15 protein-coding genes are annotated in these 24,331 nt (G+C 72.6%); 6 read left to right on the top strand and 9 right to left on the bottom strand.

From position 1 onward, the window contains the following. Positions 1-166: 166 nt before the first annotated feature. The 3 genes from B7P34_RS25860 to B7P34_RS25850 all read right to left on the bottom strand — a co-directional run bounded on the left by B7P34_RS25860 (position 167) and on the right by B7P34_RS25850 (position 5,870). A complete protein-coding gene (locus tag B7P34_RS25860) occupies positions 167-1,819 on the bottom strand; it encodes a maltokinase N-terminal cap-like domain-containing protein (RefSeq protein ID WP_189383054.1) in 1,653 nt (550 codons plus the stop codon). Between the two features lie 323 nt (positions 1,820-2,142). Then, the gene (gene treS / locus B7P34_RS25855; protein WP_106680322.1) at positions 2,143-3,876 is read right to left on the bottom strand and encodes a maltose alpha-D-glucosyltransferase; all 1,734 of its coding nucleotides are present in this window, start codon (positions 3,874-3,876) and stop codon (positions 2,143-2,145) included. Further along, positions 3,873-5,870 carry an alpha-1,4-glucan--maltose-1-phosphate maltosyltransferase gene (locus tag B7P34_RS25850; RefSeq protein WP_106680320.1) on the bottom strand — a complete coding sequence of 666 codons (1,998 nt, stop codon included), beginning with the start codon at positions 5,868-5,870 and terminating at the stop codon, positions 3,873-3,875. Before B7P34_RS25850 ends, treS begins: the two co-directional genes overlap by 4 nt. 698 nt (positions 5,871-6,568) lie before the next feature. Here B7P34_RS25850 and glgP point away from each other — a divergent pair. Further along, on the top strand, positions 6,569-9,196 hold the full coding sequence (glgP, locus tag B7P34_RS25845; RefSeq protein ID WP_106680318.1) for an alpha-glucan family phosphorylase: 2,628 nt from the start codon (positions 6,569-6,571) through the stop codon (positions 9,194-9,196). Positions 9,197-9,301: 105 nt separating this feature from the next. Here the strand turns inward: glgP and B7P34_RS25840 are convergent, their stop codons facing one another. The 4 genes from B7P34_RS25840 to glgX form a co-directional block, all read right to left on the bottom strand. Further along, positions 9,302-11,611 (bottom strand): M4 family metallopeptidase, encoded by a 2,310-nt coding sequence (locus B7P34_RS25840; protein ID WP_223268238.1) that lies wholly within the window; start codon positions 11,609-11,611, stop codon positions 9,302-9,304. Positions 11,612-12,084: 473 nt separating this feature from the next. After that, on the bottom strand, positions 12,085-13,944 hold the full coding sequence (locus tag B7P34_RS25835; RefSeq protein WP_106680316.1) for an ABC transporter ATP-binding protein: 1,860 nt from the start codon (positions 13,942-13,944) through the stop codon (positions 12,085-12,087). After that, complete coding sequence (locus B7P34_RS25830; RefSeq protein ID WP_106680314.1) at positions 13,941-15,818, bottom strand: ABC transporter ATP-binding protein; 1,878 nt, start codon at positions 15,816-15,818, stop codon at positions 13,941-13,943. Before B7P34_RS25830 ends, B7P34_RS25835 begins: the two co-directional genes overlap by 4 nt. A 62-nt stretch (positions 15,819-15,880) precedes the next feature. Continuing rightward, complete coding sequence (gene glgX, locus B7P34_RS25825; RefSeq protein WP_435693981.1) at positions 15,881-18,127, bottom strand: glycogen debranching protein GlgX; 2,247 nt, start codon at positions 18,125-18,127, stop codon at positions 15,881-15,883. A 497-nt stretch (positions 18,128-18,624) separates the two neighbouring features. Here glgX and B7P34_RS25820 point away from each other — a divergent pair, with 497 nt between their 5' ends. From B7P34_RS25820 to B7P34_RS25805, 4 genes are all read left to right on the top strand, one after another. After that, entirely contained in the window at positions 18,625-19,863 is a 1,239-nt protein-coding gene (locus B7P34_RS25820; RefSeq protein ID WP_223268237.1) for a L,D-transpeptidase, read from the top strand. A gap of 124 nt (positions 19,864-19,987) precedes the next feature. Further along, positions 19,988-20,755, top strand: coding sequence for an enoyl-CoA hydratase/isomerase family protein (locus B7P34_RS25815; RefSeq protein ID WP_106680310.1), 768 nt, complete (start codon positions 19,988-19,990; stop codon positions 20,753-20,755). A 312-nt stretch (positions 20,756-21,067) separates the two neighbouring features. Further along, on the top strand, positions 21,068-21,571 hold the full coding sequence (locus B7P34_RS25810) for an ATP-binding protein (RefSeq protein WP_106680308.1): 504 nt from the start codon (positions 21,068-21,070) through the stop codon (positions 21,569-21,571). A gap of 440 nt (positions 21,572-22,011) precedes the next feature. After that, positions 22,012-22,227 carry an EF-hand domain-containing protein gene (locus B7P34_RS25805; protein ID WP_106680306.1) on the top strand — a complete coding sequence of 72 codons (216 nt, stop codon included), beginning with the start codon at positions 22,012-22,014 and terminating at the stop codon, positions 22,225-22,227. A gap of 29 nt (positions 22,228-22,256) precedes the next feature. On the opposite strand, the gene B7P34_RS25800 is transcribed toward B7P34_RS25805, so the two are convergent. Both B7P34_RS25800 and B7P34_RS25795 read right to left on the bottom strand, forming a co-directional pair. Then, on the bottom strand, positions 22,257-22,568 hold the full coding sequence (locus B7P34_RS25800; protein ID WP_030368092.1) for a hypothetical protein: 312 nt from the start codon (positions 22,566-22,568) through the stop codon (positions 22,257-22,259). Between the two features lie 103 nt (positions 22,569-22,671). Further along, a complete protein-coding gene (locus B7P34_RS25795) occupies positions 22,672-23,241 on the bottom strand; it encodes a ricin-type beta-trefoil lectin domain protein (protein WP_106680304.1) in 570 nt (189 codons plus the stop codon). Between the two features lie 183 nt (positions 23,242-23,424). Here B7P34_RS25795 and B7P34_RS25790 point away from each other — a divergent pair, with 183 nt between their 5' ends. After that, positions 23,425-24,285, top strand: coding sequence for a hypothetical protein (locus tag B7P34_RS25790; protein WP_106680302.1), 861 nt, complete (start codon positions 23,425-23,427; stop codon positions 24,283-24,285). The last annotated feature ends 46 nt before the right edge of the window (positions 24,286-24,331 follow it).

Raw genomic sequence — 24,331 nt, 5'->3', positions numbered from 1 at the left:
CGCCCCGCCGCCGCGGGCCCGGGCGCCGCCGCTCCGGGCCCGCCCGCGGGCTCCCCGCCCGCCTTCCCGCCCCGCCCCGGCAGGAACGTGGCAGGAATGCCCGGCCCGGCACCAGGAAGGCCGGTTTCGGCGTCGTGGGGCGTCCGGCGGGACGGCGGTCGAGCGGTCACGGTGCGGTCCTCCTCGGGAGCTCCCGGCCGTCGGTGCCGGGAGCGGAATCGGTGGTGCCGGCGGAAGCCTCCGGCGCGGGCGGTGCCCCGTTCACCGGCTCGGCCGCCCCGGCGGCGTCGGCGGAGGCGGCCGGTTCCGCCAGGCGGCGGATGGCCGCCATCGGGACCACCAGCCAGTCCGGCCGGTGGCGGGCCTCGTAGAGGACCTCGTAGACGGCCTTGTCGGTCTCGTGGGCGCGCAGCAGCTGCGGCTCCTCGCGCGGGTCGCCGTGCACCGCGCCGTAGCCCTCGCAGAACGCGGCGCGGGCGCGCTCCGGCCAGCTGGTGCCGGCCGCCCGGCCGACCGCCGCCGCGTAGTCGAAGGAGCGCAGCATCCCGGCGACGTCGCGGGCGGTCGGCTGCGGGCGGGTGCGCTCGGCCAGCGGGCGGGCGGGCTCGCCCTCGAAGTCGATGATGGCCCAGCGGCCGTCCTCGGCCGTGCGCAGGGCCTGCCCGAGGTGGAGGTCTCCGTGGATGCGCTGGGCGCGCCACGTGCGCCCGGCCCGGCCGAGGGCGGCCAGGTCGTCGTAGGCGCCGCGCAGCGCGGCCCGGTAGGGGCGCAGCGCGGGGACGGCGTCGGCGGCGATGTCGAGGCGGCGGGTCATGGCGGCGGCGAGGTGTTCGAGCTGGGGGCGGCGCAGCACGACCGTGGGCAGCGCCTCGGCGAGCGCCCCGTGCACCTCGGCGGTGGCGTGGCCGAGGGCGCGGGCGGAGGCGGTGAAGTCGGCGCGGACGGCCAGGGCGCTGAGGGCGAGCTGCCAGCCGTCGGCGGAGCCGGGCAGGTAGGGCTGGAGGACGCCGAGCGTCATGGGCTCGGCGCCCGCGCCGGGCACGACGGCCTCGAACCAGGCGGCGGGCGCGGGCACCCGGGCGCAGCCGGTGCCGGCGAGGGCGCGGGGGAGTTCGAGGTCGGGGTTGGTGCCGGGGCAGACGCGGCGGAAGAGCTTGAGGATGTACGTTTCGCCGTAGACGACGGAGGAGTTGGACTGCTCGGCGCCGATGAGCCGGGGGGCGAGCCCGGCGCCGATGACGACGCCCTCCTCGCGCGTGAAGCGCAGGGGGCCGAGCCGGCCGGGCAGCCGCAGCCGCTCCAGGAGCAGGGTGGCGAGCCGGGGGTCGGCCAGGCCCTCGTAGACGGCGCGGCCGTGCAGCGGGCCGCCGACGGGGCGGCCGATGAGGGCGGGCGCCAGGTGCGGCGGCAGGACGTCCTGCACGCCGAGCAGGAGTTGGTAGCAGTCGTCGGTGCCGGCGTGGATGGCGGGCCCGGGGGCGCCTTCGGACCGGGCGGCGCCGGGCGAGCCGGGCTGCTGGGCCCGCACGAGCAGGTGGAGCAGGCCCGGGGCGGTGGTGCCGGCGTGGTGCGGCAGCAGCTCGGTGGCCGCCACGAGCGTGAAGCCGGTGATGAGGCGGCCCTTGCCGGCGAACCAGCGCTGACGGGGCAGCCACTCGGAGAGCAGCGGCACCAGCGACCCCAGCAGCCCCGCGTCGGCGGTCTCCGCCTCGGGGGCGGGGGCCGCGGGGGCGGCACGGACCGAGGACAGCAGCGGGCCGGGGGCGGCGGAGGCCCCCCGGCGTCCGGTGCCCCGGCGGGACGGTGCAGCGTCCGACATGGCGTCGCGTCCTTTCCCCGGGGCGTGGCATATGGGGCAAAGTGTCCCGGATCGTGGTCCCGGATTGCGGCATTGACCTGTACGCGGTGCTGGGGTCCCCGGCCGGGGCCGGGGTGTCGGGCGGGATCGTCCGTTGCGGTCAGCGCCTGCGGCCCTTGGTGCGGCGCGCGCGGCGGCCGGGGTGCGGCCCCTGCGGCGGTCCCCGAAGCGGAGGCGATCCGTTCGGCCCGGCTCGTGCGTAGTAGTACGAGTTCCCAGGGTTGCCGGGGGAAAACCGCCCGTGCGCGGCCGGCCGGCGGGCGCCGGCGCGCACGGGAGCGCCTTCAGTGGCCGGCCGGCGGCGGCGCACCACGGCGGAGCCGGAACCAGTAGAAGCCGTGACCGGCCAGGGTCAGCAGGTAGGGCAGTTCGCCGATGGCGGGGAAGCGCACCCCGCCGATCAGCTCGACGGGATGCCGGCCGCCGAACGCCCGCAGATCGAGCTCGGTCGGCTGTGCGAAGCGGGAGAAGTTGTTCACGCACAGCACGATGTCGTCCTCCCGCTGCCCCGGCAGCCGCACTTCGCGCAGGAACGCGAGCACGGCCGGGTTGCTGGAGGTGAGCTCGGTGTACGAGCCGAGCCCGAACGCCGGGTTCTGCTTGCGGATCTCGATCATCCGGCGGGTCCAGTGCAGCAGCGACGAGGGGCTGCTCATCGCCGCCTCGACGTTGGTGACCTGGTAGCCGTAGACCGGGTCCATGATGGTCGGCAGGTAGAGCCGGCCGGGATCGCAGGAGGAGAAGCCCGCGTTGCGGTCGGGCGTCCACTGCATCGGCGTGCGGACGCCGTCGCGGTCGCCGAGCCAGATGTTGTCGCCCATGCCGATCTCGTCGCCGTAGTAGAGGATCGGCGAGCCGGGCAGGGAGAACAGCAGCGCGGTGAACAGCTCGATCTGGTTGCGGTCGTTGTCGAGCAGCGGGGCGAGCCGCCGCCGGATGCCGATGTTGGCGCGCATCCGCGGGTCCTTGGCGTACTCCGCGTACATGTAGTCGCGCTCTTCGTCGGTGACCATCTCCAGCGTCAGCTCGTCGTGGTTGCGCAGGAAGATGCCCCACTGGCAGCGCGACGGGATGGCCGGGGTCTTGGCCAGGATTTCCGAGACCGGGTAGCGCGACTCCCGGCGCACGGCCATGAAGATGCGCGGCATCACCGGGAAGTGGAATGCCATATGGCATTCGTCGCCGCCGGACTCGTAGTTCCCGAAGTAGTCGACGACGTCCTCGGGCCACTGATTGGCTTCCGCCAGCAGCACGGTGTCCGGGTAATGGGCGTCGATCTCCGCCCGGACGCGCTTGAGGAACTGGTGCGTCCGCGGCAGGTTCTCGCAGTTGGTGCCCTCCTCGGCGAAGAGGTACGGCACCGCGTCCAGCCGGAAGCCGTCGATGCCGAGGTCCAGCCAGAACCGCAGCGCGGCCAGGATCTCCTCCTGCACCGCCGGATTCTCGTAGTTGAGATCGGGCTGGTGCGAGAAGAAGCGGTGCCAGTAGTACTGCTTGCGGACCGGGTCGAAGGTCCAGTTCGACGTCTCCGTGTCCACGAAGATGATGCGCGCGTCCGGATAGCGCTTGTCGTCGTCCGCCCAGACGTAGTAGTCGCCGTAAGGGCCGTCGGGGTCGTTGCGCGACTGCTGGAACCACTCGTGCTGATCGCTCGTATGGTTCATGACAAAGTCGATGATGACGCGCATGCCGCGCTGGTGCGCCGCGTCCACGAACTCCACGAAGTCGGCCAGGTCGCCGAACTCCGGCAGCACCGCGGTGTAGTCGGAGACGTCGTAGCCGCCGTCGCGCAGCGGCGACTGGAAGAACGGCGGCAGCCACAGGCAGTCGACGCCCAGCCACTGCAGGTAGTCCAGCTTGGCCGTCAGACCCTTGAGGTCGCCGATGCCGTCGCCGTCGCTGTCCTGGAAGGACCGTACGAGCACCTCGTAGAAGACGGCTCGCTTGAACCAGTCGGGATCCAGGTCCTTGGCCGGAGTGTCCTCGAAGGTGTCGGGGACGGGCTCATTGACGATCATGGTGTGGGTGACCCTCCGATCGGTGAGGACGGTCGCAGCGAGAACACGTGCGCGGGCGCGAGGGAACGGCCCGGCTCGAGGCGCACATAGTTGTCCCTGCCCCAGTGATAGGTCTCTCCGGTGAGCTCGTCGCGCACCGGGACGGACTCATGCCATGCGAGGCCGAGTTCCGGCATGTCCAACGAGACCGTGGCCTCGTGGGTGTGGTGGGGGTCGAGGTTGACAACGGTGAGGACGCACGAGCTGCCCGCACGCTTGGAATAGGCGATGACGGCGTCGTTGTCGGCGTGATGGAAACGCAGGTTGCGCAACTGCCGCAGGGCGGGCTGCCGCCGTCGCAGCCGGTTGAGCAGGGTGATCAGCGGGGCCAGACTGCGCCCCTCGCGCTCGGCGCCCTCCCAGTCGCGCGGCCGCAGCTGGTATTTCTCCGAGTCCAGGTATTCCTCGCTCCCGGGGTGCACCGGAGTGTTCTCGCACAGCTCGTAACCGGCGTAGACGCCCCAGGAGGGGGAGAGCGTCGCGGCGAGCACGGCGCGCGCCTCGAAGGCGGCCCGCCCGCCGTGCTGCAGATAGGCGTGCAGGATGTCCGGGGTGTTCACGAAGAGGTTGGGACGCATCAGCGCCGCCGACTCCCCGGACAGCTCCGTGAGATAGTCGGTGAGCTCCTGCTTGGTGTTGCGCCAGGTGAAATAGGTGTACGACTGCTGGAAACCGATCGCGCCGAGCGTGCGCATCATCGCGGGCCGGGTGAAGGCCTCGGCGAGGAAGACCACGTCCGGATCGGTGCGGCCGATCTCCGCGATCACCTTCTCCCAGAAGACCACCGGCTTGGTGTGCGGATTGTCGACCCGGAAGATCCGCACCCCCCGCTCCATCCAGAACCGCAGCACGCGCAGGCTCTCCCGGAGCAGCCCGTCGAAGTCCTCGTCGAAGGCCAGGGGATAGATGTCCTGGTACTTCTTGGGCGGGTTCTCGGCGTAGGCGATCGTGCCGTCGGCGCGGTGGCGGAACCACTCGGGGTGCTTGGCCACCCACGGGTGGTCCGGCGAGCACTGCAGCGCGAAGTCCAGGGCCACCTCCATGCGCAGCTCGCGGGCGCGCGCGACGAAGTGGTCGAAGTCCTCGAAGGTGCCGAGGTCCGGGTGGAGGGCGTCGTGCCCGCCGTCGGCCGAGCCGATCGCCCAGGGGCTGCCGACGTCGTACGGGCCCGCGGTCAGGGCGTTGTTGGGGCCCTTGCGGTACGAGGTGCCGATGGGGTGCACCGGCGGCAGGTAGACGACGTCGAAACCCATGGCGGCGACGGCCGGCAGCCGCCGCGCAGCGGTCCGGAACGTGCCGCTGCGGGCGGGGCGGCGCCCCTCCGCCGGCGTCGCCCCCTCGGAGCGCGGGAACATCTCGTACCAGGACCCGAACAGCGCCCGCTCGCGCTCCACCAGCACCGGCACCGGCCGGCTCGCGGACACCAGCTCGCGCAGGGGGTGCTCGGCCAGGGCCGCCGTGACCGGCGGTGCGAGGGCCGCCGCGAGCCGGGCGGTGGCCGGCCGGCCCGGGTCGCGCAGCGCGTCGACGGCGGTCAGCACCGCCTCGCGGCCCTCCTTCTTCGGCACCCCGGCGGCCGCCCGCTCGTACAGCAGCGCGCCCTCCTCCAGCACGAGTTGGACGTCCATCCCGGCCGGGATCTTCACCGAGGCCGTCCGGCGCCACGACGCCACCGGATCGCTCCACGCCTCCACCGCGTACGTCCAGCGCCCCTCGCTGTCCGGGGTCACGTCCGCACCCCACCGGTCGGTGCCGGGGGCCAGTTCGCGCATGGGGGTCCAGGGGCCGCAGCGGCCCGCCGGGTCGCGCAGCACCACGTTGGCGCCGAGCGCGTCGTGGCCCTCGCGGAAGACGGTGGCGGTGACCTGGAAGGTCTCGCCGACGACCGCCTTGACCGGCCGGCGGCCGCAGTCCACGAGCGGCCCGAGGTCCAGGACGGGGATACGACCGATCATGGGATCACCTGAGGAGGAAGAGGGGGGCGGAAAGGCGGGAACGAAACGGCGGTGCCGGCGGGTTCTGCTCTTTCTATCTGCTCCGCCTGCCGTCGGCTGGGTGCGGGCATGACTGCTCCTGACCGCGTTCACTCGGGTGGGTGCGAAAGAAATGCGGAAGGGCCGGGGACGGGTAATCGGGGCGGCGGCGGACTGCTACGGCCTGCATACCGGTTGAGCTTTCCCACCGGTCCCGGGCGGGCATGCCCGCACCGTGGGACCTACCGGTGCGTAGTTCCCGTGGCACCGGCTGGGGAGGATGGTCGGCACTCCGTCACCCGTACGAAGTCTCCTCGCTGGGCCGATCGTGTGCAATGCGCGAAAACCGGGTAACCGGCGGCCAGACGGGGTAATGGCGGCCCGTCACGGCCGCCGAAGGCCGTAGCGGGAACCGGCCGCCGCCGATCCTGCTGTACGCACGGCGTATTCCCGCCTCGTACGGATGCCGTATCCACCGCGCTGAGGCATGCGGTCCGCTTCCACGCGCGGTCCACCATGCGGACGCCTTTCCCGGCCAGGCGGGTGACCCCGCCTGCGCAGGACGGCCACGTCCCCGCGCGCCGCGGCAGGGGGCGCACTTCCCGCCTGCACCTGCCAGGAGCAGGCAGTTGCCGCGAAGCGCCACGAAGCCCCCCGGCCTCACCGCTACCGTCGTGGGGGTGAAGGCCATTCGTCGATTCAGCGTGCGCCCCGTTCTCCCGGAGCCCCTACGACCGCTAAGCGAGCTGGCGCGCAATCTGCGCTGGTCCTGGCACCCCGAGACCCGAGAGCTCTTCCAGGCCGTCGACCCCGAGGGCTGGTCGGCCGCCGCCGGCGACCCCATGCGGCTGCTGGGCTCCGTGCCCGCCCCCCGGCTCGCCGCCCTCGCCGACGACCGCCGCTTCCGGCGCCGGCTCGCCGCCGCCGCCGACGACCTGCAGGACTACCTCACCGGCCGGCGCTGGTATCAGGAGCAGCCCGAGGGACTGCCCGCCGCCATCGCCTACTTCTCGCCCGAGTTCGGCATCACCGCCGCCCTCCCGCAGTACAGCGGCGGCCTCGGCATCCTCGCCGGCGACCACCTGAAGTCCGCCAGCGACCTCGGCGTCCCCCTCATCGGCGTCGGACTGCTCTACCGCCACGGCTACTTCCGCCAGTCCCTCTCCCGCGAGGGCTGGCAGCAGGAGCACTACCCCCTGCTCGACCCCAACGAGCTGCCCCTCACCATGCTCCGCGAGCCCGACGGCAGCGCCAGCCGGATCTCCCTCGCCCTGCCCGGCGGCCGCTCCCTGCGCGCCTACATCTGGCAGGCCCGCGTCGGCCGCGTGCCGCTGCTGCTCCTCGACTCCGACGTCGAGGAGAACGGCCCCGGCGAGCGCGAGGTCACCGACCGGCTCTACGGCGGCGGCGGTGAGCACCGGCTGCTCCAGGAGATGCTCCTCGGCATCGGCGGCGTCCGCGCCGTGCGCACCTACTGCCGGCTCACCGGCCACCCCGAGCCCGAGGTCTTCCACACCAACGAGGGCCACGCCGGCTTCCTCGGCCTGGAACGCATCCGCGAACTCGTCGCCACCGGACTGGACTTCGACGCCGCCCTGGAACACGCCCGCGCCGGAGCCGTCTTCACCACCCACACCCCCGTGCCCGCCGGCATCGACCGCTTCGACCGCGAGCTCGTCGCCCGCCACTTCGGCCCCGCCGGCGAACTCCCCGGCATCGACGTCGAACGCGTCCTCGAACTGGGCCTGGAGACCTACCCCGGCGGCGAGCCCAACCTCTTCAACATGGCCGTCATGGGCCTGCGCCTCGCCCAGCGCGCCAACGGCGTCTCCACCCTCCACGGACAGGTCAGCCGGCAGATGTTCGCCGGCCTGTGGCCCGGCTTCGACCCCGAGGAGGTGCCCATCGACTCCGTCACCAACGGCGTCCACGCCCCCACCTGGGTCGCCCCCGAGGTGCTGCGCCTCGGCGCCCGCCGGGTCGGCGCCGGCCGCGCCGAGGACGCCCTGGCCGCCGGCGGCTCGCAGCGCTGGGACGCCCTCGCCGAGATCCCCGACGCCGACATCTGGGAGCTGCGCCGCACCCTGCGCGAACAGCTCGTCGAAGAGGTGCGCGAACGGCTGCGCGCCTCCTGGCGCGAGCGCGGCGCCGGCACCGCCGAGCTCGGCTGGATCGACGGCGTCCTCGACCCGGACGTCCTCACCATCGGCTTCGCCCGCCGCGTCCCCTCGTACAAGCGCCTCACCCTCATGCTCCGCGACCGCGACCGCCTCATGGAGCTCCTCCTGCACCCCGAGCGCCCCGTGCAGATCGTCGTCGCCGGCAAGGCCCATCCCGCCGACGACAGCGGCAAGCGCCTCGTGCAGGAGCTCGTGCGCTTCGCCGACGACCCGCGCGTCCGCCGCCGCCTGGTCTTCCTGCCCGACTACGGCATGGCCATGGCCCAGCGGCTCTACCCCGGCTGCGACGTCTGGCTCAACAACCCCCTGCGGCCGCTTGAGGCCTGCGGCACCTCGGGCATGAAGGCCGCCCTCAACGGCTGTCTCAACCTCTCGGTGCTCGACGGCTGGTGGGACGAGTGGTACGAGCCCGACTTCGGCTGGGCCATCCCCACCGCCGACGGCGCGGCCATGGACGAGGACCGCCGCGACGACCTGGAGGCCGCCGCCCTCTACGACCTGCTGGAGCGGCGGGTCGCCCCGCGCTTCTACGACCGGGCGCACGGCGGGCTCCCCGGCCGCTGGATCGAGATGGTCCGGCGCACCCTGACCACGCTCGGCCCGAAGGTCCTCGCCGGGCGCATGGTGCGCGAGTACGTGGAGCGGCTCTACGCCCCCGCCGCCGAGGCCCAGCGGGCCCTCACGCCCGCCGCGGCGAGCGAACTGGCCGCCTGGAAGGCCCGGGTGCGGGCCGGCTGGCCCGGCGTGGCCGTCGACCACGTGGAGGCCGTCGCCGACACCGCCCTCAACGGCACGGCCACCCTCGGCTCCACGGTCTCCCTGCGGGTGAGCGTCACCCTCGGCCCGCTGGACCCGGCCGACGTCGAGGTGCAGGCCGTCGCCGGGCGCGTCGACCCCACCGACCGGCTGAGTCAGACCGCCGTCTTCCCCCTCAAGCCCGCCGGCGGCCCGGCCCTCGACGGCCGCCGCCTCTACGAGGGCCCCCTCACCCTCGACCGCACGGGCCCCTTCGGCTACACCGTCCGCATCCTCCCCGCCCACCGGCTCCTGTCCAGCGGCGCGGAAATGGGCCTGGTGACCCTCCCGTCGGAGGCGACGGGGGAGGCGGCGGGGGTGCTGCTGCGCTGACGCGGCCCGGACGTGCGTGGGGCGCCGTCCGGGGGAGTCGGGCTCACCCCGGACGGCGCCCGGTTCGGAGGGGGCGTCAGCCCGCGCCCCGTAAGGGGCGTGCGCTCAGAAGCTGAGCTTCCAGCCGTTGATCGTGCCGGTGTCGGACGCGTACACGTCCTGCACCTGCAGCTTCCACGTGCCGGGCGCGGAGACCCCGGACGCGTCGACCGTGTAGGTCTCCTTCACGTCCGCCGCGGAGTCCCAGGAGTCCGAGTCCTTCAGCCGCCACGTCTTGCCGTCGGGCGCGACGAGGTCGATGCGGAGGTCACCGCGGTAGGTGTGCGTGATGTTCACGTCCACCTTCAGGGCGGAGGACCCGTTGCCGCTGCGCGTGACGACGATCGGCGAGGTCACGGCGTCGCCCGCGTCCGGGATGGCGACGGGGGTGGTGCTCTCGAAGACGCTGCCGTCGCCCGTGGCGTTCACGGTCCACTTGAAGGACGCACTGGCGGATTTGCCGGCGGAGTCCTTGACCGTGACGGTCACGTTGCTGGTGCCGGTGGTGGTCGGCGTGCCGGAGATCAGGCCGGTGGAGGCGTTGATCGACAGGCCGGCGGGCAGGCCGGTGGCCGAGTAGCTCAGGGAGCCGGAGGTGCTGCTGGTGGCCTTGATCTGCAGGGAGACGGCGGTGTTCACGATGCTCGTCTGGTCACCGGGGGCGGTGATGCTGACCCCGGTCCCGGGCGTGGCCCGGCTGCCGACGTTGATGGCGGCCCAGGCGTTGGCCACGTTGTTGTACGTGTCGCTGCCCACGCCGAACAGCTCGCCCGCGGCCCACAGCGTCGCCTCGCGCGCCCCGGCGTAGTCGGTGGTGGACTGCATGCGCCCGGTGAGCGCCTTGAACCAGATCTTCGCGGCGTTGTCGCGGCCGATGCCGGTCACGGGCAGGCCGTCGGAGGTCGGCGAGTCGTACGAGACGCCGTTGATCACCTTGGCGCCGCTGCCCTCGGAGGCGAGGTAGAACCAGTGGTTGGCGGGGCCGGACGAGTAGTGCACGTCGATGCCGCCGAGGCCCGAGTACCAGGCGTCCTTGGACCGGCCGTCCTTGCTGGGCTTGTCCATGTAGCGCAGCGGGGTGCCGTTGCCATTGATGTTGATCTTCTCGCCGACGAGGTAGTCGCCCGGGTCGTTCGGGTTGTCGGCCCAGAACTCGACCGCGGCGGCGAAGATGTCCGAGGTGGCCTCGTTGAGGCCGCCGGACTCGCCGGCGTAGTTGAGGTTGGCGGTGGCCGAGGTGACGCCGTGCGTCATCTCGTGCGCGGCCACGTCGATCGACGTGAGCGGCTTGGAGTTGCCGGAGCCGTCGCCGTAGGTCATGCAGAAGCAGTCGTCCGACCAGAACGCGTTGACGTAGTTGCTGCCGTAGTGGACGCGGCTGTACGCGCCGACGCCGTCACCGCGGATGCCGGTGCGCCCGTGCACGTTCTTGTAGTAGTCCCACGTCAGCTGGGCGCCGTACTGGGCGTCCACGCCGGCGGTGGCCGGGTCGCTGGTGGTGCCGTTGCCCCAGACGTCGTCGGCGTCGGTGAAGAGGGTGCCGGTGCCGGAGGAGCCGCGGTTGAGGTTGTACGTCTTGTGGCCGCCGCGCGCGGAGTCGGTCATCTGGTACGAGCCGCCCGACTGCGTGGTGCCGATGGTGACGCGGCCGCTGTACTGGCTGTTGCCGGTGCCCTGTTTGACGCCCTGGAACTCGAAGAGCTTCTCGCCCGTCCGCGCGTCCGTGATGACGTGCAGCTGGTTGGGCGTGCCGTCCTCCTGGAGGCCGCCCACGACGGTCTCGTAGGCGAGGACCGGGGTGCCCTTCGCCGCCCAGACGATCTTGCGGGGCGCCTTGTCGGCCTTCGTGGCCTTCGAGCCCTGCGCGCCGGCGGCCTTCACGGCCTGCTTCTCGGCGGTGGAGGCGGCCAGCGAGGGCGTGGTCGTGGCGATCGCCAGCCGGGCCTTGGTCGCCTTGGCGACGCTCTTGAGGCCGCCGCCCTTGGCGGTGTCGACGACGAGGTCGCCGCCGAGCACGGGCAGGCCGTCGTACGTCCGCTCGTAGCGGGTGTGCACGGTGCCGTTGACGTCCTTGACGACGTCCTTGACGACCAGCTTCTCGTTCGGGCCGAGGCCGAGGGCCCGGGCGGTCTCCGCCTTCGACGCCTCGGCCTGCCGTATGAGCTCGGCGCGCTGCGCGGGGGAGAGCTTGGCGGGCAGGGCGCCGGGGTCGGCCTTGGCGACGACCTGGCGCGGGGCGCTGCCCTGGGCGGTCGAACGGGCCGTGGCGGAGCCGGCCTGGGTGCCGACGGCGAGCATCGCCGAGACGGCGACCAGCGCGCCGGCGGCGACGGCTCTCTTCTGGGGGGAGCGTCTCGTCTGGGGGGTGGGTCTCACGCTGACTCCTTCTGCGAGGCAGATCAGGCAGAACAGAACAGGTGGAGCTGGGCCGATGGATCGCGTCCGGGGATCCGGTCCGGTGGAATCCGATGGGTCCGGCGGGTCCGGCGGGTGCGGTGGATCGGTGGGTGCGGTGGAACGTGATGGAGCGCTGCGCTTCCCGCGTGCGGTGACCGCCGGGTGCTGCCGGTCGGTGCCGCGGGTCGGGAACGGAGGCGTGGGGCCTCGGGGGGACGGCGGGCGATGCACGTGCCGATGGAGCGATGGATCGCTGCCGGCGCGGCGGCGGTGCCGTGGGGAAGCCGCGCGTCAGTGGAGGGAAGAGTGCCATCGAGGGCATGTACGTGTCAGGAGTCCGGAGGTAAGTTGGCCGGAATCCGTCCGTTGACGAAAGACCGACGTCCGCATAGCGGTACGGGCCCGCCGCGGGGGCGAGCCCGTACCGCCGGATGCGGAATCCCGCGAAACCGTCAGGCCAGGCTGTCGCGCCAGGCGCGGTGCAGATCCGCGAACCGGCCCGTGCCCGCGATCAGCTCCGCCGGGGAGCCGTCCTCGACCACGCGGCCTCCGGCCATCACCAGGACGCGGTCCGCGATCTCGACCGTCGACAGCCGGTGCGCGATGACCACCGCCGTGCGGCCGCGCAGCACCGTGGCCATCGCGCGCTGCACGGCCTGCTCGCCCGGGATGTCCAGCGAGGAGGTGGCCTCGTCCAGGATGAGCACCGCCGGGTCGGCGAGCAGCGCCCGCGCGAACGCCACCAGCTGGCGCTGGCCCGCGGAGATCCGCCCGCCGCGCTTGCGCACGTCCGTGTCGTAGCCCTCCGGCAGGGCGGCGATGAAGTCGTGCGCGCCGATGGCCTTCGCCGCCTGCTCGATCTCCGCCCGGGACGCGCCGGGGCGGCCGATGGCGATGTTCTCCGCGACGGTGCCGGAGAACAGGAACGCCTCCTGCGTCACCATGACCACCCCGCGCCGCAGCTCCGGCCCGGCGAGCGAGTCCAGCGGCACGCCGTCGAGGAGGACCCGGCCGTCCGTGGGGTCGTAGAAGCGGGCCAGGAGCTTGGCGAGCGTGGACTTGCCGGCGCCCGTCGAGCCGACGACCGCGACCGTCTGCCCGGCGCGCAGCGTCAGGTCGAAGCGGGGCAGGACCTCGCCGCCCGTGCGGTAGGCGAAGCGCACCCGCTCGAAGACGACCTCGCGGCCGGGCATCCCGGACCGCCGCTCCGGCAGCGCCCGCGGCTCGGCGGGCTCGGGCACGCCCGGCCGCTGCGCGAGCAGCCCCGCGATCTTGTCGAGCGAGGCCGCCGCCGACTGGTACGAGTTGAGGAACATGCCCAGCTGGTCGATCGGGTCGTACAGCCGCCGCAGGTACAGCACCGCCGCCGCGAGCACGCCCAGCTCCAGCCCCCCGCCGGCCACCCGGTAGGCACCCCACAGGACGACGGCGGCCAGCACCACGTTGGCCACGAGGCGGGAGAGGAAGACGTAGCGGGCCATCTCCAGCATCGCCCCGACGTTGGCGCTCCTGTGCTCCGCGTTGAGCTCCGCGAAGTGCTCCTCGTTGGCGCGCTCGCGGCGGAACGCCTGGACCGGACGGATGCCGTTCATGGTCTCGGTGAACTTCACGATCACCGCGGCAATCGCCGTGGACCGCCTGCGGTAGACCGACCGCGCACGCCGGTCGTACGAGCGCATCAGCAGCCGCAGCGGCACGAACGAGAGCACCGCCACGGCGCCGATGCCCCAGTCCAGATAGAGCAGGGTGACGGAGATGTACACAACGGCCAGGCAGACCCCGATGAGCTCCTGGAGACCGTCGTTGATGAGCTCCCGGATCGACTCGACGTCCGTGGTCGCGCGCGAGATGAGCCGCCCCGAGGTGTAGCGCTCGTGGAAGTCGACGCTGAGGGTCTGCGCGTGGCGGAAGATGCGGCCGCGCAGGTCGAGCAGCACGTTCTGGCCGATGCGCGCCGAGAGCCGGATGAAGACGTACTGCAGCAGGCCCGCGGCCAGGGCGCTCACCACGTACGCGACGCCGACGGCGATCAGCGGGCCGTAGTCGTCCCGGCGGACCGCCGGCACGGCCCGGTCTATGGCGACGGCCACGAGGAGCGGGCCCGCCTGGACGGCCGCCTGCTGGAGCAGCAGCACGAGGGCGCTCAGCCGGAGGCGGCCGCGGGCGGGGGCGAGGAGCGAGCGCAGCAGCGCCCGGGAGGCGCCCTTGGGCGCGGGCAGGACGTCCTTGTCGAAGGGGTCGTCCGGTGCGGGGCCGGCGCCGGTGGCCGTCCGCTCCGGCTCGGTGGTGGTCTGGTCGGTGGCGGTGGTCATCGCCGGCCTCCCTCGTGCCGTGCGTACGGAGCGTCCGCCGCGTCGCCCCGGTCCTCGTCGCCGGCCATGAGCAGGGCGTACTCCCGGTTGGTGCGCAGCAGTTCGTGGTGGGTGCCGACGGCGGCGATGCGGCCGCCGGAGAGCAGGGCCACGCGGTCGGCGAGCATGACCGTGGACGGGCGGTGGGCGACGACGAGGGCGGTCGTGCCGGCCAGCACCTCGCGCAGGGCCGCCTCCACGAGTGCCTCGGTGTGCACGTCGAGCGCGGACAGCGGGTCGTCCAGGATGAGGAAGCGCGGGTCGCCGGCGACGGCGCGGGCGAGCGCGAGCCGCTGCCGCTGGCCGCCGGACAGGCTCAGGCCCTGCTCGCCGACCTGGGTGCGGGTGCCCTCCGGGAGGGAGTCGACGAAACCGGCCTGGGCGACCTCCAGCGCGCGCCGCAGCTCGGCCTCGCCGCCGCCGTCGGCGCCCATCAGCACGTTCTCCCCGACGCTCGCGGAGAACAGCGTCGGGTCCTCGAAGGCCACCGACACCAGCTCGCGGAGGCGCTCGCGCGGCATGGCGGCGATGTCCTGGCCGTCCAGGGTGATCCGCCCGGACGTCGCCTCGTGGAGGCGGGGGACGAGGGCGGTCAGGGTCGTCTTGCCGCTGCCCGTGGTGCCGACGAGGGCCATCGTCTCCCCGGCCCGGACGTGCAGGTCGACGCCGTCCAGGACGGGCGGGGCGTCCGCGGGGGCGTCGGGGTAGCGGAAGCCGACGCCCTCCAGGCGCAGGCCGGATCTCTCGCGCGGAGTCTCCTGCGGCGCCTCGCCCGGTGTCTCCCGCGCCGGAGGGTTCGCGGGCCGCGAGGCGGTCTCCTGCGGCGGGACGGGGGTGTCCATGACCTCGAAGTAGCGGTCGGCGGCCGTGGCCGCCTCGTTGGAGATCGCGATCAGGAAGCCCATCGACTCCACCGGCCAGCGCAGCGCCAGGGCCGTCGACAGGAACGCCACCAGCGTGCCCGCCGACAGGTCGCCGTCGGCGACCTGCAGCACGCCGAGCACCAGCGCCGCGCCGATCGCCAGCTCCGGCAGGCTCATGATGAACGCCCAGAGCAGCCCCAGCAGATGGGCCTTGTGCAGCTCGGTGCCGCGCAGCCGGCCGGCGAGCGCGGCGAAGGCCTTCTCCTGGCCGCGGTGCCGCCCGAAGCCCTTGATGATGCGGATGCCGAGGACGCTCTCCTCGACGACCGTCGCGAGGTCGCCCGACTGGTCCTGGGCGGTGCGCGCGGCCCGGGAGTAGCGCTCCTCGAAATACGCGCAGATGATCACCAGCGGCACCACCGGGGCGAGCAGCACCAGCCCCAGCACCCACTGCTGTATCAGCAGGACGACGAAGCCCGCCACGATCGTCGCTCCGTTGACCAGCAGGAAGGTCAGGGGGAAGGCGAGGAAGATGCGCAGCAGCGTCAGGTCCGTGGTGCTGCGCGAGAGCAGCTGGCCCGAGGCCCACCGGTCGTGGAAGGCGACCGGCAGCCGCTGCAGGTGACCGTAGAGGTCCGCCCGCATGTCCGCCTCGACCCGCGCCAGCGGGCGGGCGGTCACGAACCGGCGCACCGCGAACAGCGACGCCTCCAGCAGCCCGAGCAGGAGCACCAGCCCGCCGCCCAGCCACACGCCGGACGGGTCGCCGCCGGCGACCGGGCCGTCCACGATCCACTTGAGCGCGAGCGGGATCGCGAGGCCGGCGCAGGAGGCGACGACGGTCACCGCCGCGGCCGTGGCCAGCCTGCCGCGCACGGGGCGCACGTAGGGCCACAGGCGCAGCAGCGAGCGGACGGCGGACCGGCTTCCGGCCGGGCGGGGAGGTTCGGGGGGTTCATGGGTCTCTGTCATCAGGAGCGAGACTACGGTTCACCACTGACACCGCTCACTCGGTTTTTCTGCCTAAGCCCCCTTTACGGCAACGGAATTGGAGGCTCCGTTCCCGGTTCCGGTCCCGCGGGCCTCCCCGTCGCCACCCGCCACAGCAGCACCGAACGCGCCTCCACCGTGACGCGCGTCCCCGCCGCCCGGCGCTCGCCCGGCGCCGCCCCCTGCTCCTCCCGCGCCGTGTCCACGAGCAGCTCGTACGCGTCCGCCCACGGCGGCCCCGGCAGCGTGAACGCCACGTCCCGTGCCCCCGCGTGGAGCACGGCGAGGAAGCTGTCGTCCGTGACCGGCTCGCCCTGCGGCCCGCGCTGAGGGATGTCCCGCCCCGACAGGTACATCCCGAGCGTCGCCGCCGGCGCGTACCAGTCGGCCTCGGTCATCTCCGCGCCTGCGGCCGTGAACCAGGCGAGGTCCCGCAGCCCGTCCGCGCTCTGCGGCCGGCCGGAGAAGAAGGAGCGGCTGCGCAGCACGGGGTGCGCGCGGCGCAGCGCGAGGAGCCGGCCGCACAGGTCGGCGAGCGCGCGCCAGCCGGGGTCGGACAGCAGCGACCAGTCGGTCCAGCTGGTCTCGTTGTCCTGGCAGTAGGCGTTGTTGTTGCCGCCCTGGGTGCGGCCCATCTCGTCGCCCGCGACCAGCATCGGCACCCCGGTGGACAGCAGCAGTGTGGTCAGCAGGTTCCGCAGCTGCCGCCGCCGCAGGGCCAGCACCGCCGGGTCGTCCGTCCGGCCCTCCGCGCCGCAGTTCCAGGACCGGTTGCCGTCGGTGCCGTCGCGGTTGCCCTCGCCGTTGGCCTCGTTGTGCTTCTGCTCGTAGCTCACCAGGTCGCGCAGCGTGAAGCCGTCGTGGGCCGTGACGAAGTTGACGGAGGCGTACGGCCGCCGGCCGCCCCAGGCGTAGAGGTCGCTGGAGCCGGAGAGCCGGTAGCCGAGGTCGCGCACGTCGGGCAGGGCGCCGCGCCAGTAGTCCCGCACGGCGTCGCGGTAGCGGTCGTTCCACTCGGTCCACAGCGGCGGGAAGGAGCCGACCTGGTAGCCGCCCGAGCCCACGTCCCACGGCTCGGCTATCAGCTTGACCCGGCGCAGGACCGGGTCCTGGGCGATGACGGCCAGGAACGGCGAGAGCATGTCGACGTCGTGCATGGAGCGGGCGAGGGCCGCCGCCAGGTCGAAGCGGAAGCCGTCGACGCCCATCTCCGTCACCCAGTAGCGCAGGGAGTCGGTGATCAGCCGCAGGACGTTCGGCTGGACCACATGCAGGGTGTTGCCGCAGCCGGTGTAGTCCGCGTAGCGGCGGCGGTCGGCCTGGAGCCGGTAGTAGCGGCGGTTGTCGATGCCCTTCAGGGAGAGCGTGGGGCCCAGCTCGCCGCCCTCGGCGGTGTGGTTGTAGACCACGTCCAGAACGACCTCGATACCCGCCGCGTGCAGGGCCCGCACCATGCGCTTGAACTCGCCCACCTGCCGGCCGTCCGTCCCGGTCGCCGCGTAGCCGGCGTGCGGCGCGAAGTAGCCGATGGAGTTGTAGCCCCAGTAGTTGCGCAGACCGCGCCGCAGCAGGTGGTCCTCGTGCGCGAACTGGTGCACCGGCAGCAGCTCCACGGCCGTCACCCCCAGCCGCACCAGGTGCTCCACGGCCGCCGGGTGCCCGAGCCCGGCGTACGTGCCGCGCAGCTCCTCGGGGACCCCCGGGTGGAGCTTGGTGAAGCCGCGCACGTGCAGCTCGTAGATGACCGAGTCGGGCCACGGCGTCTTGGGCCGCTGGTCGTCCGCCCAGTCGTCGCCGTCGGCCACGACCACGCCCTTGGGGACGTACGGGGCCGAGTCGCGTTCGTCGCGGACGGTGTCGGCGACGTGCTGCTGGGGCCAGTCGCGCACGTGCCCGTAGACCTCGGGAGGCAGCGAGAAGTCGCCGTCGACGGCCCGGGCGTAGGGGTCCAGGAGCAGCTTGGCCGGGTTCCAGCGGGCGCCCGTCCAGGGGTCCCAGCGGCCGTGGACGCGGTAGCCGTAGCGGCGCCCGGGCAGGACACCGGGGACGAAACCGTGCCATATCTCGTGCGTCAGCTCGGTGAGCGGCAGCCGTATCTCGCCTTCCGGCGCGCCGTCCGCGGAAGGCCCCCCTCCGTCGCCGTCCCCGCCGCCGAACAGGCACAGCTCGACGGCCTCCGCCCCGCCGGCCCACAGGGCGAAGTTCGTCCCCGCCGGCGCGCCCCCGGCGGCCGGCTTGAAGCGGGCCCCGAGCGGCTCGGGGCTGCCGGGCCACACGGCGGGGCCGGGCAGCGGCCGCAGGGCCGCGTCCGGGCGAGGCCGGCCGTTGACGGGGGTGCCGCGGGCCCCCGGCCGGGTCGCGGGGCACCCGGCCCGGCCGCCGCCGAACTCGTCTCCCCGTTCCGCCTCTTGCTCGGGTGCGCTCGACACGTCTTCGCCTCCGGCGGCTCGCGGGCAGCGCGCCGGGCACCCGGCGTCCCGTGCCGGGCGGCGGCGGTCCTCGTCCTTGCCCCCAGTTCTGCCCAGAAGCACGCGCGCGCTCACCGGGTCGCGTCCTCCGTCACCCCGGGCCGGAGCACCCGGGTGGCCGGATTATGATGCTCACCTTCAGCCACGGGGATCACCCACGCCGCATATCTCGTACCACCGTTCCCATTTGGGACCGAACGGTGACATTGCACAGGTCTGCGGCGCCGGAGCCTTGTGGTTATCTAACGCCAGCGCGTGAGCCGCGCTTCGGGGGCGCCGCGTGGCCGCGGGCCGTGCGAGGGGAGACAACCGATTTGAACGTGCAGCTGATACCGAGCCGGCGCGCAGCCCGCCGCAAGGGGCTGTTCGCGCTGCTGCTCGGCGCGCTGATGCTGCTGGTCACGGCCTGTGGCGGTGACGACGACGGGAAGAAGGACGGCGCCAAGAAGGTGCCGGACGGCCCGTCGGAGGCCGTCGTGGCCATCGCCCCGGACGACGGCGCGAAGGGCGTCGAGACGTCCGGCAAGCTCAAGGTGACCGTCGACAAGGGCAGCCTGACGTCGGTCAAGGTCGCCGACGCCAAGGGCCGCACGGTCGAAGGCAAGATCGTCGACGACGGCAGGGCCTGGGAGCCCACGGCCCACCTCGGCGCCTCCACGCAGTACACGGTGGACGCGCTGGCCAAGGACAAGGACGGCCGCCCGTCGGCCAAGCACGCGTCGTTCACGACGCTCACGCCGCAGAACACCTTCGTCGGCTACTTCACGCCGGAGGACGGCAGCACGGTCGGCGTGGGCATGCCCGTATCGATCAATTTCAGCCGCGGCATCACCGACACCAAGGCCGTCGAGCGGGCCGTCAAGGTGACCGCCGAGCCCGCGGTCGAGGTCAAGGGGCACTGGTTCGGCAACGACCGCCTCGACTTCCGCCCCGAGAAGTACTGGGCCGCCGGCACGAAGGTGACGGTCGACCTCAACCTCGACGGCGTCCAGGGCCGCCCGGGCGTGTACGGCTCGCAGACGAAGACCCTGAAGTTCACGATCGGCCGCAGCCAGGTCAGCACCGTCGACGCCAAGTCCCACCAGATGACGGTCGAGCGCGACGGCAAGCTCCTCAAGACGGTCCCGATCTCCGCCGGCGCCCCCGCCAACCCCACGTACAACGGCCAGATGGTCATCAGCGAGAAGCACGAGGTGACGCGCATGAACGGCGCCACCGTCGGCTTCACGGGAAGTGACGGCAAGGGCGAGTACGACATCCCGGACGTGCCGCACGCGATGCGCCTGTCCACCTCCGGCACCTTCCTGCACGGCAACTACTGGTCCGGGTCGGGCACCTTCGGCTCGGCGAACGCCAGCCACGGCTGCGTGGGCCTGGAGGACGAGCGCGGCGGCGGCGACCCAGGCACCCCGGCCGCCTGGTTCTTCAACAACTCCCTCATCGGTGACGTCGTGATCGTCAAGAACTCCGACGACAAGATGATCAAGCCCGACAACGGCCTCAACGGCTGGAACCTGTCGTGGGCGGAGTGGGGCAAGAGCAGCCCCCAGGCCGACTGAGCCGACGGAAACGTCTCTTCAGCTCTTCAGCCTCTTCAGTTCTTCACCCGGTGCCTGCGGCCCGGTGCACTTGTGACCGAGTGCACCGGGCCGCAGGCGGTTAACCGGCACTAACCTGGGCCTCATGACTGTGCATCTTGAGGTTGCCGACGGCGTGGGGACCATCCGCCTGGACCGCCCGCCGATGAACGCGCTCGACATCGCCACCCAGGACCGGCTGCGCGAGCTCGCCGAGGAGACCACCCGCCGCGACGACGTCCGGGCCGTCGTCCTGTGGGGCGGGGAGAAGGTGTTCGCGGCCGGCGCGGACATCAAGGAGATGCAGAAGATGGACCACGCCGCGATGGTGGCGCGGTCCCGCGGGCTCCAGGACTCCTTCACCGCCGTCGCCCGCATCCCCAAGCCGGTCGTCGCCGCCGTCACCGGCTACGCCCTCGGCGGCGGCTGCGAGCTCGCGCTCTGCGCCGACTTCCGCATCGCCGCCGACAACGCCAAGCTCGGCCAGCCCGAGATCCTGCTCGGCCTGATCCCCGGCGCGGGCGGCACCCAGCGGCTGTCCCGCCTGATCGGCCCGTCCAAGGCCAAGGACCTCATCTTCACCGGCCGCATGGTCAAGGCCGACGAGGCCCTCTCCCTCGGCCTGGTCGACCGCGTCGTGCCCGCCGCCGAGGTCTACGAGCAGGCGCACGCGTGGGCGGCGCGGCTCGCCGCCGGCCCTTCCCTGGCGCTGCGTGCCGCCAAGGAGGCCGTGGACACCGGTCTGGAGACCGACATCGACACCGGCCTCGCCATCGAACGGAACTGGTTCGCCGGGCTGTTCGCGACCGAGGACCGCGAGATCGGCATGCGCAGCTTCGTCGAGGACGGACCGGGCAAGGCCAAGTTCGTCTGACCTTCGGCCGGTTGGCGGCGGCCCCTGAAGGGGGCGCCGCCGCCACCGGTGTTGACGCACGGTCGTGCCGGTGTCCACCCCCGGTGCCTCTTGTGGGGGAATTACGCGCTGTGTACGCCCGCCTGTGCCGGCCCGCCCGGCCGCTTTCGGTGATCTTTGCGGAGGCCGTGGTCGCCGCAGGTCAGCCGGGGTTTCCCGGAAGATCGCCTGCCCTTGGCATATGTCGCGACGAAGCCTCGGAGGCTGCCCTTCCGGTCAGGTGAATCCCCGGGTTCCGGCCCCGGGCGTGCTTGCGGCGGCCATGATGGGGGCATGGCGGGCCTGGAGGGAACGGAGCAGCCACGGCAGCGGGGAGGCACGGCCGCTGTCCGGTGGTCGCCGACCGTGGAGGATGAACTGGCGCTCAGGGCGCTCGATCTGTACGGCAACCCCACGCAGGGCGAGGTGCGCCTGCCCTCCCGCCCCGAGTCGGCCGTCGCCGCGCGGCGGCTCACCCAGACCGTGGTGCTGCGCCACTGGGGCCTTTCGGGTCAACTCACCGAGCACGCCGTCCTGCTGGTCTCCGAGCTCGTCGGCAATGCCGTCCGGCACACCGGCGCGCGCTACTTCGGCCTGCGGATGCTGCGCCGGAGGGGCTGGCTGCGCATAGAGGTCCGCGACCCCTCCCGGGGGCTGCCCTGCCTCATGCCCGTGCACGAGCTCGACACCACCGGACGGGGCCTGTTCCTCGTCGACAAGCTCTCCGACCGCTGGGGAGTGGACCTGCTGGCGCGCGGCAAGACCACGTGGTTCGAGATGCGCGTCGCCGACCGCTGACGCCCTCGCGGGGAGGAAGACCGGCGCAGGGTCCGGCGCCCGTAAAGGTCCGGCGCTCATAAACGAAGAGGCCCCCATCCGTCGGCGTGCGACGGGGCGGGGGCCTCTTCGTGCGCCGCGGAGATTGGGGTGTGTTCCGCGGCGTGCTGACGACCTGGCTCGGGTCAATGAGGGTCGTGGCTTCCGACTATGGCAGACGGGGTGCGGTCCAGCCAAAACGGCTATCCGTTCAATTCGGGCAAGGTGGATTATTTCTCCCTGGAATCAAAGGTGAGCTGGGCCACGCGCCTTGAAATTCACGAATAGATCATGGGTAACGCTTATTTTTATGCGAAATTACGGAGGGTGATATCTGGCCGTGATCAGGTGGGTCCGAGGGGGCGGCTACTCTGTGCCGGTCACACCGGCACAACCGAACACCACACCAAGGGGAGGCTCTTATGGCTGACATCGAGAGCGCACGCGAAACGTTCGCCAAGTTCGACATCGACGGCGACGGGTTCGTCACGGCCGCCGAGTACAAGAAGGCCATGGCGCAGCTCGGCGACCACTTCGTCACCGAGACCGTCGCGCAGTCGATCATCGACTCCAAGGACGCCAACGGCGACCGCCTGATGTCCTTCGACGAGTTCTGGGCGTCCATCAACAAGGACTGACCCGTACGGAGAACGCCCCCGCGGCCGGGTCAGCGCCAGCCGCGCCGCTGCGCCCCGGCCCGCCGCCGCCGGTCGTTGCACAGCAGGCACCGGCCCCAGCCCGGCGGCAGGGGGTCGCTCTTGTCCCCGTACAGGGGATCCACGGGCCCCTTGGGGTGCTCCGAGCAGCCCGTGGCCCCCAGCCCGCCGCCCAGGGCGCTCGCCGCGGTCAGCGCCCTGCGCAGGGCGTCCACCAACTGCTCGGCCTCATGGGGCGCGGGGGCGGCGGCGTCGAGGGAGAAGGCGATGTCCGAGGCGGTGGTGAGCGCGCTCTGGAGTTCGCGCAGGTCTGCGTAACTCATGCCTGCGAGCGTAACCGCCGCCACTGACAACCCGGCCCCGCGCGCCTTCTCGGCCCCTCTCGGCCGCCTCCCGGTCGCCCCCGGTCTCCTCTCGGCCGCGGCCTCAGTCGCGGCTGAGGAGCCAGCTCCGCTCCGCGCCCGCGGAGCCCGCGTCGCGCACCGTCCGCACCCCCTCGCCCGTGGCGTCGCGCGAGCTGCCGGTGCGGTGCGCGGCCTGCTCCCAGATCCGGCCGCCCTCCTCCGCGACGACCTTCTGCCGCTCGCCCGAGCCGGTCCGCTCGGTGCGGAAGCGCTGCCCCGCCGCGTCCGCGTCGCACGGCACGGTGACGAGCAGCGCGCCCGGTCTGCCGCTGTCCGCGCCGATGCAGCGGTACGGCTGGGCCTGTGACGAGAACTGGTGCGTGGCGTGGCTGTAGTACCAGGTCTGGGCGGCCCGCTCGGACTCGCGGCACGGCTGCAGGGCCACCAGCCAGGGCCGCAGCGCGCCGCGCGGGTCGCGGTAGCCGGAGCCTTCGGCGGTCAGGCAGCCGCCGAGCGCGCCGTTGTGGATGCGCAGGGCGCCGGAGGGCGCCGGGGGCGTGGCCGCGGCGTCGGCGCCGGCCGTGGGTGCCGCGACGCCGAGGGCGGCGACGGCGCCGATGATCGCTGCGGTGGCGCGGAGGGAGTGGCGCATGGCGAGGACTCCTCGATCATTCGGTGAACGGAAGGGAACGGAACGAGGGCGTTGAGATTACTGACCGCACCGGCAGGCTGACACGCTGTTTCCGGTCATGGTCATTTTCGCTCGCGACCTGTGATCACTCGGGATATCCTCACCAAAACTTTACGAAGTGCGGACAAAGGACAGTTAAGACCCTTGAAGGCGATACGTAAGAGCGTCGTGGCGGCGACCGGGATGGCACTGGCCCTGAGCCTGGCGGCGTGCGGGGGCGGGAGCGGCGGTGCCGACGGCGGCAAGCCGGCGGGCTCCGGCGGTGGGAAGAGCGACAACGGCGCGGACAAGGCCCTCAAGGCGGCGGACCCGGCCGCCACGCTGAAGGCGGCCGCGGCCAAGGGGGCGAAGCAGAACACGTTCCGCACCAAGGGGACGCGCAAGGACCAGGACGGCGAGTACGTCAGCGAGGGCGCGTTCCAGGTGAAGCCCGACGCCTCCGAGATGAAGGACGTCGGCCCGAAGACGGCCGAGACCCCGGACGGCGTCAGCCACATGATCACCATCAACGACAAGATGTACTTCAACGGGGAGAAGGTCCCCGGCAAGAAGTGGTGGACGTTCAGCATCGAGGGCGCCGACAAGAGCAAGGACCCCTCGTCGGAGCTCTTCGTCCGCCTGACGTCGGCTCTCGCCACGTCCAAGGACGTGAAGAACACGGGCGTCGAGACGGTCGGCGGCCGCCGTGCGGCCCGCTTCCAGGGCACGGTCGTCGCGTCGGAGCTCGCCGCGTACAAGGGCGACGCGATGCAGGAGAAGGACCGCGACTTCACGGTGAAGCAGTGGAAGCAGGAGGGCGTGGAGAAGGCCGTCCTCACCGTCTGGGTCGACAAGGACGGCGTGGTCGCGAAGACCGAGGAGTCGGGCAAGGGCTCCAAGGGCGAGTACCGCCGCACCGACGAGTACCGCGACTGGGGCGCGGATCTGGGCATCAAGCCCCCGCCGGCCGCCGAGACGGCGACCGAGAAGGAGGTCCTGGAGGCCGAGATGAAGAAGCAGAAGTAGCGCCCCGCACGCGAGAGGCGCCCTGCCCGGCAGCTGCCGGGCAGGG

The sequence above is a fragment of the Streptosporangium nondiastaticum genome, from assembly GCF_003011965.1.
GTDB lineage: Bacteria > Actinomycetota > Actinomycetes > Streptomycetales > Streptomycetaceae > Streptomyces > Streptomyces nondiastaticus.
The sequence above is the reverse complement of the archived record's forward strand: the minus strand, read 5'-3'. Positions and strand labels throughout refer to the sequence as shown.